15 protein-coding genes are annotated in these 15,177 nt (G+C 41.1%); 10 read left to right on the top strand and 5 right to left on the bottom strand.

Annotation, left to right across the window (positions count from 1 at the left end; all coding sequences use genetic code 11):
* Together TZ94_RS09365 and TZ94_RS09250 are read left to right on the top strand one after the other, a co-directional pair.
* The coding region (locus TZ94_RS09365; RefSeq protein ID WP_142321384.1) for an LPXTG cell wall anchor domain-containing protein at window positions 1–1,716 on the top strand (1,716 nt) is incomplete at its 5' end.
* Between the two features lie 146 nt (window positions 1,717–1,862).
* Window positions 1,863–2,429, top strand: a complete 567-nt coding sequence (locus TZ94_RS09250; protein WP_045613059.1) for a sugar O-acetyltransferase — start codon at window positions 1,863–1,865, stop codon at window positions 2,427–2,429.
* Between the two features lie 28 nt (window positions 2,430–2,457).
* On the opposite strand, the gene TZ94_RS09255 is transcribed toward TZ94_RS09250, so the two are convergent.
* Both TZ94_RS09255 and TZ94_RS09260 read right to left on the bottom strand, forming a co-directional pair.
* Window positions 2,458–3,141 (bottom strand): DUF4956 domain-containing protein, encoded by a 684-nt coding sequence (locus TZ94_RS09255; RefSeq protein WP_045613060.1) that lies wholly within the window; start codon window positions 3,139–3,141, stop codon window positions 2,458–2,460.
* Window positions 3,134–3,910, bottom strand: coding sequence for a polyphosphate polymerase domain-containing protein (locus tag TZ94_RS09260; protein WP_045613062.1), 777 nt, complete (start codon window positions 3,908–3,910; stop codon window positions 3,134–3,136). The genes TZ94_RS09255 and TZ94_RS09260 overlap by 8 nt, the downstream gene beginning before the upstream one ends.
* A gap of 206 nt (window positions 3,911–4,116) precedes the next feature.
* Between TZ94_RS09260 and TZ94_RS09265 the strand changes: the two genes are divergently transcribed.
* Window positions 4,117–5,364, top strand: a complete 1,248-nt coding sequence (locus TZ94_RS09265) for a carbohydrate-binding domain-containing protein (protein ID WP_045613064.1) — start codon at window positions 4,117–4,119, stop codon at window positions 5,362–5,364.
* A gap of 62 nt (window positions 5,365–5,426) precedes the next feature.
* Here TZ94_RS09265 and TZ94_RS09270 read toward each other — a convergent pair whose 3' ends face one another.
* The 3 genes from TZ94_RS09270 to TZ94_RS09280 form a co-directional block, all read right to left on the bottom strand.
* Window positions 5,427–5,630 carry a CsbD family protein gene (locus TZ94_RS09270; RefSeq protein ID WP_000020982.1) on the bottom strand — a complete coding sequence of 68 codons (204 nt, stop codon included), beginning with the start codon at window positions 5,628–5,630 and terminating at the stop codon, window positions 5,427–5,429.
* Window positions 5,631–5,747: 117 nt separating this feature from the next.
* Window positions 5,748–6,380 (bottom strand): DUF421 domain-containing protein, encoded by a 633-nt coding sequence (locus tag TZ94_RS09275; RefSeq protein ID WP_045613067.1) that lies wholly within the window; start codon window positions 6,378–6,380, stop codon window positions 5,748–5,750.
* Window positions 6,377–6,829, bottom strand: a complete 453-nt coding sequence (locus tag TZ94_RS09280; protein ID WP_006154032.1) for a DUF3290 family protein — start codon at window positions 6,827–6,829, stop codon at window positions 6,377–6,379. Before TZ94_RS09280 ends, TZ94_RS09275 begins: the two co-directional genes overlap by 4 nt.
* Window positions 6,830–7,020: 191 nt before the next feature.
* Here TZ94_RS09280 and TZ94_RS09285 point away from each other — a divergent pair, with 191 nt between their 5' ends.
* The 7 genes from TZ94_RS09285 (at window position 7,021) to rpsD (ending at window position 14,915) form a co-directional block, all read left to right on the top strand.
* Window positions 7,021–7,785, top strand: coding sequence for a nucleoside phosphorylase (locus tag TZ94_RS09285; protein ID WP_045613070.1), 765 nt, complete (start codon window positions 7,021–7,023; stop codon window positions 7,783–7,785).
* A gap of 33 nt (window positions 7,786–7,818) precedes the next feature.
* Window positions 7,819–9,195, top strand: coding sequence for a TrkH family potassium uptake protein (locus tag TZ94_RS09290; protein WP_045613072.1), 1,377 nt, complete (start codon window positions 7,819–7,821; stop codon window positions 9,193–9,195).
* A gap of 13 nt (window positions 9,196–9,208) precedes the next feature.
* Window positions 9,209–9,874, top strand: coding sequence for a potassium channel family protein (locus TZ94_RS09295; RefSeq protein ID WP_045613074.1), 666 nt, complete (start codon window positions 9,209–9,211; stop codon window positions 9,872–9,874).
* Window positions 9,875–10,010: 136 nt separating this feature from the next.
* Entirely contained in the window at window positions 10,011–12,239 is a 2,229-nt protein-coding gene (locus tag TZ94_RS09300) for a YSIRK signal domain/LPXTG anchor domain surface protein (protein WP_045613075.1), read from the top strand.
* A gap of 122 nt (window positions 12,240–12,361) precedes the next feature.
* A complete protein-coding gene (locus TZ94_RS09305; RefSeq protein ID WP_045613077.1) occupies window positions 12,362–13,060 on the top strand; it encodes a response regulator transcription factor in 699 nt (232 codons plus the stop codon).
* A complete protein-coding gene (locus tag TZ94_RS09310; protein ID WP_045613078.1) occupies window positions 13,057–14,109 on the top strand; it encodes a sensor histidine kinase in 1,053 nt (350 codons plus the stop codon). The genes TZ94_RS09305 and TZ94_RS09310 overlap by 4 nt, the downstream gene beginning before the upstream one ends.
* 194 nt (window positions 14,110–14,303) lie before the next feature.
* Window positions 14,304–14,915, top strand: a complete 612-nt coding sequence (gene rpsD, locus TZ94_RS09315) for a 30S ribosomal protein S4 (RefSeq protein ID WP_006144803.1) — start codon at window positions 14,304–14,306, stop codon at window positions 14,913–14,915.
* The last annotated feature ends 262 nt before the right edge of the window (window positions 14,916–15,177 follow it).

The raw sequence follows: 15,177 nt of genomic DNA on the forward strand, positions 1-15,177 counted from the left end.
GTAACAGGTAAGTACACACCAACAGTAACTCCGGTAACTCCTACAGCTGAAGAAGTAACTTCAAAAGATAAACAAGGGCAAACTCAAACAGGTAAGCCTAAGTTTACAGAAGGTGATCCAGTAGTTCCAATGGATGATGATACGCCAGCAACATTCGAAGATGGTTCAACAACGAAAACAATTCCAGGCGAAGGTACTTATACAGTAGCCCCAGATGGAAGTGTAACCTTCGTACCAGAGAAATCATTCATCGGAACAGGAACAGGCGTAACAGTTAAGCGTGTAGATAAGAATGGTACACCAGTAACAGGTAAGTACACACCAACAGTAACTCCGGTAACTCCTACAGCTGAAGAAGTAACTTCAATTGATAAACAAGGGCAAACTCAAACAGGTAAGCCTAAGTTTACAGAAGGTGATCCAGTAGTTCCAATGGATGATGATACGCCAGCTACATTCGAAGATGGTTCAACAACGAAAACAATTCCAGGCGAAGGAACCTACACAGTAGCTCCAGATGGAAGTGTAACCTTCGTACCAGAGAAATCATTCATCGGAACAGGAACAGGTGTGACTGTTAAACGTGTAGATAAGAATGGTACACCAGTAACAGGTAAGTACACACCAACAGTAACACCAGTAACTCCTACAGGTGAACCGGCAACAACAATTGGTCCAAAAGGTCAAGAGCAATCTGGTAAACCAATATTCAAGGAAGGCGATAGCCGTGTTCCTATGAATGATGATGTTCCAGCTACATTTGACGATGGTTCAACAACTAAGACTATTCCAGGTGTAGGTACGTATACAGTAGCTCCTGACGGAACTGTAACCTTTAAACCAGAACCAGAATTTACTGGATCTGCTCCATCAGTGACAGTTGTTCGTGAAGATATGAATGGTACTAAAGCTTCTGCAACGTACACACCAACTGTAATTCCTGTTACTACATTCGTAGATAAAGAAGGAAAAGCAATCCCAGGATATCCAACAGAGGATGGTGAACAACCTAAAGCTGAGATCCCAGGTTACCGTTTCGTTGAAACTAAGAAATTGCCTAATGGTGACACTGAACATGTCTATGAAAAAGTGAAGACAAGTCATAAGGATAAGGAAGGTAACGAGATTCCAGGATATCCAATCGAAGACGGTGAAAATCCTAATAGAGATATTCCAGGTTACCGCTTCGTAGAGACTAAGAAACTTCCAAACGGTGATACAGAGCACGTTTATGAGAAAGTACCAACACCAGATCCAGTACCAACACCAGATCCAGTGCCAACGCCAGATCCAGTGCCAACGCCAGATCCAGTGCCAACGCCAGATCCAGTGCCAACGCCAGATCCAGTGCCAACGCCAGATCCAGTGCCAACGCCAGATCCAGTGCCAACGCCAGATCCAGTGCCAACGCCAGATCCAGTGCCAACGCCAGATCCAGTGCCAACGCCAGATCCAGTGCCAACGCCAGATCCAGTGCCAACGCCAGATCCAGTGCCAACGCCAGATCCAGTGCCAACACCAGATCCAGTACCAACACCAGATCCAGTGCCAACACCAGTTCAAGAAAAACCAGCCCCAGTAACTGAAGAGGTCGTTTGGACAACTAACCAATTGCCAAATACAGGTACTAAGGAAAATGCTAGCCTTGCTGCCCTTGGTTTAGTAGGTGTCTTGAGTGGATTTGGACTTATCGCTCGTAAAAAGAAAGAAGACTAATCTGATTTTTACAGAAAAGAAATAGTCAACTTTCTACTTAAAAACTAGTACATCCAAAGATGTACTAGTTTTTTTAATCTCTTTGCTACTTGTCTTAAGGATAGAACTATGCTACAATCTTGTAAAACAAACAAGGACGCTAAACTATGAAAAGTGAATACCAAAAAATGATTGCGGGAGAACCTTATCACCCGTTCGATCCAGAACTTCGTGCTCTAGCACAAAAAGCACGAAAAAAGCAAGCAGCTTTTAATGCAGAAGTCGATTCAGTAAAAGGTATGGAAATCATCAAAGGATGGTTTGGCTCAACTGGTGAAAATCTCTATGTCAATACTCGTTTGGTGGTGGATTATGGTGTCAATATTCATTTGGGAGAAAATTTTTATTCCAATTGGAATCTGACCATGTTGGATGTTTGTCCTATTATCATTGGCGACAATGCAATGATTGGTCCTAACTGCCAATTTTTGACACCTCTTCATCCTCTAGATCCAGAAGAACGAAATTCAGGTTTAGAATTTGGAAAACCAATCACGATTGGTAAAAACTTCTGGGCAGGAGGTGGGGTTATTGTTCTTCCAGGCGTTACACTAGGTGATAATGTTGTTGCAGGAGCAGGAGCTGTCATTACTAAATCTTTTGGTGACAATGTAGTTCTAGCAGGCAATCCAGCACGAGTTATCAAAGAAATTCCAGTCAAAGAAGAAAAATAAAAGAACAGCAAAATGCTGTTCTTTTTTGCTAGAGATTTTTTCTCTTTTTAGCTTTCTTAGTCAAAGCGACGTCACATTTCTCGATCTGTTGTGTCAGATAGCTAGTCATTTGGAAGTCGTCGGTATCAGATTTGAGCTCGACTTCATAGACGATTGTTAGGTTATCACCTGTATTTGTACTATTGATTGTGATCATGTCAATTTCTGAGCAGAATTGATCCAGAGCTGATTGGATAGCTTCCTGTATCTTCTCTTGATTGTCTACCGTGATTGTCAAAAGTCTACGACGTTGATTGTCAGTTTTGACCTGTTGATGTTCCAGAAGGAACCAAACGCCCAAGATAAAGAGCGTGAAGAGAATTGCCAGAAAGAGATAACCTGTCCCACAAGCTAGGCCGATAATCATGGCTAGGAAAATTGCAATCAGTTCTCTTGAACCACTAGTTGCAGAACGGAAACGAATCAAACTAAAAGTTCCTGCTACAGCAATTGAAGTTCCCAAGCTTCCATTGACCAGAAAAATAACCAAGGTCATAAGGCAGGGAAGCAGAGTCAAGCTGATAGCAAATTCTCTGGTGTAGAGGGTCCGATATTTGTAGGTCCAAGTAAGTGCTAAACCGAGGACTAGACTGACTAGAAGTGCCAGCAGTAGTTGGAAGGGGTCTGCACTGGCAGTGGCGTTGTTGAAAATTGAGTTAAATAGATTAAGCATAAGCGGTACCTGATCTTTCTAAACTGGGTCGTGGCGCATAAGGAAGCCCTTGAGATTTGTGGTAAGCACAACTATATTTTGAAAATTTGTGCTCCATCAAACCATACTTGTCTAGGATGTCTTGTAACCACTGGGGTTTGTTTCCAGGAGCCTTAATCTCCATAATTACAGTATCGTTATCTAGTAAAGCATCTCCATGGTTTCCAGCGAAAAGACTGACATTTTCATCTCTATAGACTAGATTCTGGTCAATCGTGACACGGATTTTATTATAATCGTATCCCTCAATGTATTTCTTTTCCTTCAAAGAATAACGATCGTAGTAGATATACATGCGAGGCTTGATGGCTTGCTTGTAATCCTGATGAAGTTTTTTAACCTTTTCAATGACGACTTTGTCGGTAATAGTAGAATCTAATCGTCCCTTGGTCATAAAATTTATGATGGAGCTAGGAGTTGATAGCAATCGGTACTTGCGCCCAACTCCTTCTTGGTCCTTGGTCTTGATTTCTAAAAATACTTGACTATCTACTTTAGGATTACTAAGATAAGTTCGCATCCGCACTTTTTCTTTACGCTTGTTGCCTAGATGATCCTCTTGAAGGACATCAAAGTTATCTGTATCAAAGTAAATATTTGAAATGGTTGAAATGTGGTAGTCGTCTTCTACCAAATACTCCTTTAAATCTTGGATGAGTTTGTCTAAAATTTCTTTTGAGACAACATATTTGGTTTCAATCCGTTTGAAAGTTGTTTCGATTGGTTTCATAAATCTTTCTCCTCTAATCTTCACTTATACTATTTTTAAACAAGGATGAACTTGCTTGTATACGATTTTAAGGAGTTTATCTAAAACTATTGTTAAATTTAACTTAATTGAAACTAAACTTAAGAAAACTTTCAGAAAAAATTTAGGCTTCTTTTAGGAAACTCCCGTAGACTAGGATCATGTAAATGAAAGACGAGGAAATGAGTATGAAAGCAAAAAAATGGACATTCCTATTAACAAGTATAACAACTCTAGCACTGGTAACAGCATGTACCCAGTCAACCTCAAATACAACAGCTAGCAATAGTACTGCAACGACAACAGTAACTACTAATAAGAAAACATCTAGTTACTTTACAGATAAGGACTATGATACTTCTTATGATGAAAAAACAGCAGCAACAGTAACTCTGTCAGGATCAACGGCGACGGTATCAGGTGATGGAGTAGCCGTATCAGGTTCTACCGTTACAATCTCTAAGTCAGGAACTTATGTAATTTCTGGTCAATCCGACGGAGTTCAAATCAAGATTGAAGCTGGAAGTTCAGATGACGTACACATCGTTCTAAATGGTGTCACTATGACCAACACCAATGCAGCAATTTCTGCAACATCAGCTGGCCATGTCTACCTCACTCTAGCAGATGGTACCACAAATAGCCTGTCAGATTCAGCTTCAAACAGTGATGACAAGGCAGATGCTACCCTCTTCTCTAAAGTGGACTTGACCATCAATGGTAAAGGAGCTCTCAATGTAGATGGCAAGAAAAATAACGGTATCAAGACCAATGATACGCTTCACATAACAGGTGGAACCTACAACATCACAGCAGTCGGAGATGCCTTTAATGTCAATGATGAACTTAACATTACTGGCACAACCATGACCGTCGATGCCAAGGAGGACGGCGTCAAGGTAGACAATGATGACGATACATCTGTTGGAACCATGTATCTCTCTGACAATACTATTACTGTTACTGCCGGTGATGATGGTATCCATGCATCAGGTGATTTGGTTATCGATAGTGGTACCTACACTGTTAAGAATTCTACAGAAGGGCTTGAAGGTAAGTCAATCACTATTAACGGTGGGGACATTACTATTTACGCGACAGATGATGGTGTTAATGCAGCTAACAAAAACGCCCAACAAAGCGAAATCTTCTTTACTATGAATGGTGGGAATTTGACAGTTGAAGTTGGCCAAGGGGACACAGATCCAATTGACTCAAATGGAAACATTACAGTTACTGGCGGGACTATTAAAATGACTGGTCAAACAGGATTTGACTTTGACGGAACAGCGACCTACACAGGTGGAGATATCTATCTCAATGGTGAAAAACAAACTGAAATCGTCAATTCTATGCCTGGTGGCGGAGGAGCACCTGGTGGTGGTCCTCAAGGAAATGGTGGCCCTGGAGGTCCCGCTCCTGATGGACGTCCATAAAATAAAAATCTCCTTTCTCGAAAGAGAAGGGAGATTTTTATTGTTGTTAGGACGAGAAAGAGTTATTCTCCGTCTTTTTTAAAGATGTTTTTAACACCAGATACTGCGCCTTCGACAGCTTCTTTTGCATCTTCAGCAACTTCTTTAGCTTTTGAAGCTACCTTTTCTGCAGCTCCTTCTGCTTGAGTTTTTGTATCGCCAGTTAGTTTACCAAAACCTTCTTTAACAGAACCTTTAGCTTGGTTGAATTTTTCTTCGATTGACATGGGGGATACCTCCGTTAATTTTTTGTATTATCTAAATTACATTAGATATTAATTTAAGTATATACCCTTTTATACTAAAAAGCAAAAAACTGATACGAAAAGCATCAGTTTATTTTTTTAATAGGTTACAACATTCAATTGACCTTTATCATATTCAGCGATAAAGATATTTGAGACTTCTTCGAAACCTTTTTCTTTCAATTTCTCAGTTAGCCATTCCTCGGATTTGCCAATGGTTTCTAAGATTTCAACTTGGACAACACCATCTGTAATCACTGGGTACTTAGGATTTTCGTCACCCATTCTTACGACAATCAGCTGTCCGTTTTGCTCAATCACAGCTCTCTTGACATCCTTCAATTGGAAAATTCCTTGAGCGCGCAATTTCAGAGCAACATCAGCTGCAGCTAGACCTTTTGAACGACAGGCTTCAGGATCTAATGTTCCATTTTTTATGATAATAGTTGGTTTCCCGTCAATTAAGTGTTTGAAAAAGGAAATATTGGTATTCAACCATTTAAGGAGCAGGATGAGAATAGTCCAGATGATAAGGATAACAATGTATTGGATGATGGTGATAGAACTATTGTAGATAACCCCACCGATAATACCCCCGAGAACAAAGTTCTGGATTTGATCTACTGCAGAACTTGGTGCTAAATTTCCTTTACCTGTTACGTTAATAACAAAAACAAGAGAAAGTAGCCCCAAGGCTAATTTAATTGCAATCGTAGCAAAAAAGCTTATCATTTTTCAACCTCCACGAGTTCAACATCTGATTTATAGAGTTCCATTTTTTCTAATAAATAGCTATCTTGGTCAGTCCCGCTAATGGCACGATAAAAATTGTTGCCAACCTTAATAATCGCCCCATCAGTCACTGCTGATGTGTTGACATAAACATTTTTCTTATCAACACCTAACTCTTTTGATACAATTTCGATGAAGTGCAAGGAACTACGAAATTGATTATCATTGGATTGGTTGTTTTGAAGATTCGTAATGCTAATCAATACAAAAGCAATTAACGTCAAAATAGAAATGAGCGATAATTCACGGAACTTACTCCCTCTTTTATCTTTGAAAGCCTTAAATGCAAAGAATCCAGTCACAATCACTAAGAGCGTCGACACAATAATCATGACCCAATCCTGTTGACTGATTTGGCTTAGAACATAGTCGTATGAATAGAATTTCATAAGAACCTCCCTTTTTCAAATTCAATCTATTATAAACTAATTCCTAAGTTTTAGCAATTTTGTTAGTAGAGGAAAAAGCATTTAATTGTTGTTTCCTACTTAAGGTAGGTTTTTTATGATTTGACTTAGCCTCCCGTCTTGACTTTCGTTTGGCTTTTGTTATAATAGTAAAAATTTAGAGGAGGTATTCTATGATTCAAAAACATGCTATTCCTATTTTAGAGTTTGACGATAATCCTCAGGCAGTCATCATGCCGAATCACGAAGGCTTGGATTTACAGTTACCAAAGAAGTGCATCTATGCATTTTTGGAAGAAGAGATTGACCGCTATGCTCAGGAAGTAGAAGCAGATTGCGTAGGGGAGTTTGTTTCTGCCACTAAGACCTACCCGGTTTATGTCATGGACTACAAAGGTGAAAAAGTGTGTCTTGCCCAAGCGCCTGTCGGTTCCGCTCCAGCGGCCCAGTTTATGGATTGGTTGATTGGCTATGGTGTGGAGCAAATCATTTCCACTGGTACTTGTGGAGTCCTAGCCGATATAGAGGAAAATGCCTTTCTCGTCCCTGTTCGCGCTCTGCGAGATGAGGGGGCCAGCTACCACTATGTAGCGCCTTCTCGTTATATGGAGATGCAGATTGAGGCTATCTCTGCCATTGAGCAAGTCTTGGAACAACTAGGCATTCCTTACGAGGAGGTCATGACTTGGTCGACAGATGGTTTTTACCGAGAAACGGCTGAAAAAGTTGCCTATCGTAAGGAAGAAGGCTGTGCAGTTGTGGAGATGGAGTGTGCAGCTCTTGCAGCAGTTGCCCAGCTTCGAGGAGTCGTTTGGGGACAACTTCTATTTACAGCCGACTCTCTAGCGGATTTAGAAAATTATGATAGCCGCGATTGGGGTTCAGAAGCTTTTGACAAGGCCTTAGAACTCTGTCTTGAAATCGTTAGTCATATGTGACTGCTTTAATTGTTTTTATGGTACAATGTAACTATGTTATTCAAATCATTTTCGGAAAAAATAAACACGACCTTGGGACGTTTATCACCTGCTCGTCGAATTTTTTTAAGTTTTGCTTTGGTTATTTTCGCAGGCTCTCTCCTTTTGAGTCTGCCATTTGTGCAAGCAACAAGCTCCCAAGCGACCTATTTCGACCATCTCTTTACAGCAGTATCCATGGTCTGTGTGACGGGACTCTTTACTCAACCAGTAGCTACTACATATAACATCTGGGGTCAGTTAATCTGTATGTTTTTGATCCAGATTGGTGGTTTGGGTCTCATGACCTTTATAGGGGTCTTTTATATTCAAAGTAAGCAAAAGCTAAGTCTTCGTAGCCGTGAAACAATTCTGGAGAGCTTTAGTTATGGAGAAACTCATTCTTTAATGGTTTTCATACGTTCGATTTTCTTGACGACTTTTATCGTTGAAGGACTCGGAGCCTTCCTGTTAAGTTTTCGTTTTGTTCCGGAATTTGGTTGGGGCCGAGGAATTTTTACCTCTATCTTCGTAGCTATTTCAGCTTTCTGTAATGCTGGTTTTGATAATTTTGGAAGTACAAGTTTAGTAGCTTTTCAAACTGATCCTTTGATTAATCTAGTGCTTGCTGCTTTGATCATCACAGGCGGTCTAGGGTTCATGGTTTGGTTTGACCTGGCCACGCAGTTGAGCAAGAAAAAACGTCGGCTTCGCTTCCATACCAAGTTGGTTCTCTTCTTGACAGCTGGAATTTTATTTACTGGAACAGTTTCAACCCTCTTGATAGAGTGGAACAATCCGGGAACGATTGGCAATCTCAGCATCCCTGATAAATTGCTAGTCAGTTTTTTCCAAACAGTTAGTATGAGAACGGCAGGTTTTGCTTCTATTGATTACACCCAGGCTCGGCCTGTTACTTTGATGATTTATATCTTACAAATGTTTCTCGGTGGGGCGCCTGGTGGAACAGCTGGGGGGCTTAAAATCACAACCTTCTTTGTATTATTAGTATTTGCACGCAGTGAACTTTTAGGATTACCCCATGCCAATGTAGCTCGGAGAACAATTTTACCTCGGACAGTCCAAAAATCATTCAGTGTCTTTATTATCTTCTTGATAACTTTCTTGCTGGGCTTGATTCTGTTAGGGGTAACCGCAGAAGGAAATCCGCGCTTTATCTACATCATGTTTGAAACAATTTCTGCCCTTGCTACGGTCGGAGTAACTGCAAATTTGACACCAGAGTTAGGCAGATTAGCTCTTAGCATTATCATGCTACTGATGTTTATCGGACGAATTGGGCCACTGACGCTATTAGTTAGTTTGGCTGAGTATCAACCAGATAAGAAAGATATGATCCACTATATGAAAGCAGATATTACCATAGGATAGGAAAGGATAAACTATGTCAGATCGGACAATCGGAATTTTAGGTTTAGGAATTTTTGGGAGCAGTGTTCTCGCAGCGCTTGCCAAGCATGATATCAATATCATAGCTATTGACGACCATGAGGAACTTATCAATCAATTTGAACCTGTTTTAGTTCGCGGTGTTGTTGGAGATATCACAGATGAAGAACTCTTGTTATCAGCCGGGATTGATACCTGTGATACGGTTGTGGTCGCAACTGGTGAAAACTTGGAGTCTAGTGTTCTTGCGGTTATGCATTGCAAGGATTTGGGAGTACCAACTGTTATTGCTAAGGTCAAAAGTCATACAGCAAAAAAAGTACTTGAAAAAATCGGTGCAGACTCTGTTATTTCGCCAGAGTATGAAATGGGTCGTTCATTAGCACAAACGATTCTCTTTCATAATAGCGTAGACGTCTTTCAGTTGGATAAGAATGTCTCCATTGTTGAGATGAAAATCCCTGCATCTTGGGTAGGTCAGAGTCTTAGCCAATTAAATCTTAGAGGACGCTATAATCTCAATATACTCGGTTTTCGTAAATACGAGAATGCTCCACTAGATGTTCAATTCGGACCGGAAGACCTTTTACAGTCTGATACCTCTATCATGGCTATTATTAATAACCAATACTTAGATAATCTTGCAAACCTCAATGAGTAGAAGAAAAAGATTATTGAGTCAATATAAGTATTTTATAAGAGGGATTTAAGAAAAATTTTAACTTTTTCTTAATCCTTTTTAATTTCAGGAGATTATACTAGAGTCATCAAAAAAAGAAAACTCTAAGGAGAATCCTATGAAATTCAATCCAAATCAGAGATATACTCGTTGGTCTATTCGCCGTCTCAGTGTCGGTGTTGCTTCAGTTGTTGTAGCTAGTGGCTTCTTTGTCCTGGTCGGACAACCAAGTTCTGCGCGTGCTGATGTGGTCAATCCGACCACTGCTCAAGTCGTGCCAGATGCAGATTCGGTGAGTGAAAAGAGCGACTTACCAGCAGAGGCTCTAAAAAAAGCAGTCGATGTAGCTCTTCCTTCAGAACAGGCAGATTCAGTACCTAAAGTAAGCTTGGATTCTACAAGCTCTCCAGAAAAAGCGGATGTAGCTGATAAAGACCAAGTAGTAGTTCCCAAAGAAGAAGTGCAAGCAAAACCAGAATCTAAGAAACAAACAGAAGATACGGTTAAACCTGCAACAAATTCTGCTCCTGTAGTCTCTGGACAAGACCGTGAGGCAAGTGAAGCTCAACCAGCAACCACTCCAGCTGAAGTTCAAAAAGGTGTGGCCGACAATACCAAAGACACAGTAGATGTCCCAGCTACTTACTTGGACAAGGCTAACTTCCCAGGTCCATTCACAGCCGGTGTTAACCAAGTCATTCCATACGAATTCTTTGCTGGTGACGGTATGTTGACTCGTTTGATTCTGAAGGCATCAGACAAGGCTCCATGGTCAGACAATGGTTCAGCTAAAAATCCTGCCCTCCCACCAGTAGAAAAATTAGGCAAAGGTCTCTACTTCTATGAAGTGGATTTGGCTGGCACTCAAGGTAAATCAGATAAAGACCTTCTTGACCTCTTGAAACAAAATGGTACGCAAAGCTATCAAGCTACTATTAAAGTGTACGGTGCGAAAGATGGCAAGGCCGATTTAAGCAACCTCGTAGCGACTAAAAATTTGGATGTCAACTTGAACGGCTTGACCACTCCAGTTGAAGTACAAAAAGGTGTAGCCGACAACACTAAAGACACAGTAGATGTTCCAGCTTCTTACTTGGACAAGGCCAATTACCCAGGTCCATTCACCGCCGGTGTCAACCAAGTCATTCCATATGAATTCTTTGCTGGTGACGGTATGTTGACTCGCCTTATCTTGAAAGCTTCTGACAAGGCTCCGTGGTCAGACAATGGCTCGGCTAAAAATCCTGCTCTCCCACCAGTAGAGAAATTGGGCAAAGGCCTTTACTTCTATGAAGTGGATTTGGCTGGCACTCAAGGTAAATCAGATAAAGACCTTCTTGACCTCTTGAAACAAAACGGCACTCAAAGCTATAAAGCTACTATTAAAGTGTATGGTGCGAAAGATGGTAAGGTCGATTTAAGCAACCTCGTAGCGACTAAAAATTTGGATGTCAACTTGAACGGCTTGACCACTCCAGTTGAAGTACAAAAAGGTGTAGCCGACAACACTAAAGACACGGTAGACGTCCCAGCTACATACTTGGATAAAGCCAACTTCCCAGGTCCATTCACAGCCGGTGTCAACCGAGTCATTCCATACGAATTCTTCGCCGGTGACGGTATGTTGACTCGTTTGATTCTGAAGGCATCAGACAAGACTCCATGGTCAGATAATGGCTCAGCCAAAAATCCCGCCCTTCCACCAGTAGAAAAATTAGGCAAAGGCCTTTACTTCTATGAAGTGGACTTGGCAGGTACTCAAGGCAAATCTGACAAAGAGCTGCTTGACTTGTTAAAACAAAACGGCACTCAAAGCTATAAAGCTACTATTAAAGTGTACGGTGCAAAAGATGGCAAGGCCGATTTGACAAATCTGGTAGCGACTAAGGATTTGACAGTGAACTTGAATGGACATCAGTCTCTTATTCCGATGCAGTCAGATTTCGTTCCATCTTCTAATGGTTCAGCTATGCTGACTCCAATGATGAATAGTCATCAAGGTGCTTCTAATATGAAAGCTCAAATGCCAGCTGCTAGCCAGGATAAGATGATGCCTAACAAAGAGCGAGACAAAACCATGAATGTTAGACAGCTAATGGCAACTCCAAGTATGAAGCAAGACCAAGCTCCAGCAGCCTCAAGCAAGATGTCTGATGAAGGCAAGATGGCATCTAATAATAAGGTATCAAGTCCAATGATGGCTGATCAAATGAAAGAACCAAAAGGCATGCTTCCATATACCGGTGAAGCCCAAACCTCAATGACTACTCTTGGATTCTTTGGACTCGCCTTGGCCGGACTGTTAGGTGGCCTCGGTTTAAAAGCTAAAAGAGAGGAAAATGACTAGTCTGGCTACAGACTTTCTATCTAGGATTTGAAAAATCCAGATAGCGATTAGAATGTTCGTAAAGCGATTAAAATAGTGTTATACTATTGTGGTATAGCACTGTTTTTTCAAAGGAGAGACAGATGGGAAAGACCATTTTACTCGTTGACGACGAGGTAGAAATCACAGATATTCATCAACGCTATCTGGTTCAGGCAGGATATCAGGTTTTGGTGGCCCATGATGGAGTAGAGGCTTTAGAAATCTTCAAGCGAAAACCGATTGATTTGATTATTACAGATATCATGATGCCTCGGATGGATGGCTATGATTTGATTAGTGAGGTTCAGTATCATTCTCCAGATCAGCCTTTTCTCTTTATCACGGCTAAGACCAGTGAGCAAGACAAGATTTATGGACTAAGCTTGGGGGCAGACGACTTTATTGCCAAGCCATTTAGCCCTCGTGAGTTGGTTTTACGTGTCCACAATATCTTGCGTCGCCTTCATCGTGGAGGTGAGACAGAAGTCGTCAGTCTCGGGGATTTACGGATGAATCACGGTAGTCATGAGGTTTCTATCGGAGGTGTATCGCTTGATCTAACAGTCAAATCCTTCGAGCTTTTATGGCTTTTAGCCAGCAATCCAAAGCGGGTTTTCTCTAAGACAGATCTCTATGAAAAGGTTTGGCAAGAAGACTATGTGGATGATACCAATACCTTGAATGTTCATATTCATGCATTGAGGCAGGAGTTGGCTAAATATGCCAGTGCAGAAACGCCCACCATCAAAACCGTTTGGGGCTTGGGCTATAAAATTGAGAAAGCACGAGGTAGTCAATGAAATTAAAAAGTTATATTCTAGTGGGTTATATCATTTCAACACTCTTAACGATTATCGTAGTTTTTTGGGCGGTCCAGCGAATGTTAATTGACGAAAGAGAGATTTATTTCCTAGTGGGAATGACTCTCATGGCAAGTTTTGTTGGTGCTGGGATTAGTCTCTATCTCCTATCACCGGTCTTTACTTCATTGGGTAAACTGAAGGAACATGCCAAGCGAGTAGCGGACAAGGATTTTCCTTCAAATTTTGAGGTTAAAGGGCCTGTGGAATTTCAGCAGTTAGGACAAGCTTTCAATGAAATGTCACATGATTTACAGGCGACCTTTGATTCCTTGGAAGAAAGCGAACGAGAAAAGGGCTTGATGATTGCCCAGTTGTCGCATGATATCAAGACCCCCATCACTTCGATCCAAGCGACGGTAGAAGGGATTTTGGACGGGGTTATCAAGGAAGGAGAACAAGCCCATTATCTAGCAACCATTGGACGCCAGACAGAACGGCTTAATAAACTGGTTGAAGAGTTGAATTTTTTGAGCCTAAATACAGCTAGAAATCAGGAGAAGACGACTGGAAAAGACAGCATTTTTCTGGATCAGCTTTTGATTGAGTGCATGAGTGAATTTCAATTTTTGATTGAGCAGGAGGAGAGAGATGTCCACTTGCAAGTGATTCCAGAGTCTGCCCGGTTTGAAGGAGATTATGCCAAGCTTTCTCGTATCTTGGTTAATCTGGTTAATAACGCTTTTAAATACTCTGCTCCAGGAACCAAGCTGGAAGTGGTAGCTAAACTGGAGAAGCATCAGCTTTCAATCAGTGTGACCGATGAGGGACAGGGCATTGCCACAGAGGATTTAGAGAATATTTTCAAACGCCTTTATCGTGTTGAAACTTCGCGTAATATGAAAACAGGTGGTCATGGATTAGGTCTTGCGATTGCGCGTGAATTAGCCCATCAATTAGGTGGAGAAATCACAGTTACCAGCCAGTACGGCCTAGGAAGCACCTTTACCCTCCTTCTCAACCTTTCTGGTAGTGAAAATAAAGCTTAACTCCCCTTTACAAATTCAATAATTCATGATATAATAGTCTTTGTGTGAAATAGCAGCAGGAAAGCATGAAGCTCGTCAACAGGTGTCTTATGATAAGTAACCTTGGCTGTTTAGGCGAAGGGCATCTGCACGAATCAGGGCTTTCTAAGTGACTATTTCCACCGAAATATTATTTATATCAGGAGGACATTCACATGTCACGTTATACAGGACCATCTTGGAAACAAGCTCGTCGCCTTGGCCTTTCACTTACAGGTACAGGTAAAGAATTGGCACGTCGTAACTACGTACCAGGACAACACGGACCAAACAACCGTTCTAAATTGTCAGAATACGGTTTGCAATTGGCTGAAAAACAAAAACTTCGTTTCACTTACGGTGTTGGTGAAAAACAATTCCGTAACTTGTTCGTAGAAGCTACAAAAATCAAAGGCGGAATCCTTGGTTTCAACTTCATGCTTCTTTTGGAACGTCGTTTGGATAACGTTGTTTACCGTCTTGGTCTTGCGACTACTCGTCGTCAAGCTCGTCAATTCGTAAACCACGGTCACATCCTTGTTGACGGAAAACGCGTTGATATCCCATCATACCGTGTAACTCCAGGTCAAGTGATCTCAGTTCGCGAAAAATCATTGAAAGTTCCAGCAATCCTTGAAGCTGTTGAAGCAACTCTTGGACGTCCAGCATTCGTATCATTCGACGCTGATAAATTGGAAGGTTCATTGACTCGTTTGCCAGAACGCGATGAAATCAACCCAGAAATCAACGAAGCACTTATCGTTGAATTCTACAACAAAATGCTTTAATTTTAAGATTTGTTTTACAAAAAGCCTACAACAGTGGGCTTTTTTCTTTATCTTAAAATGTTGGCCTCTGGGTTTGTTCCCCTTTTTACTCCCCTTATAGTGCTTTTCGGTCTAGGAAGACTACTATTTAAAATTAAAGATTAAGATTTAATAAAAAAATATCAGAAAAAAATAATCTCAAGTTCTTGACAAGCGCCAAAAAGTAGGTATAATAGAAAGAGTTGAAAAACTCAAGGTCCGTTGGTCAAGGGGTTAAGACACC

It is taken from the genome of Streptococcus infantis (assembly GCF_000960085.1).
Lineage (GTDB): Bacteria > Bacillota > Bacilli > Lactobacillales > Streptococcaceae > Streptococcus > Streptococcus infantis_C.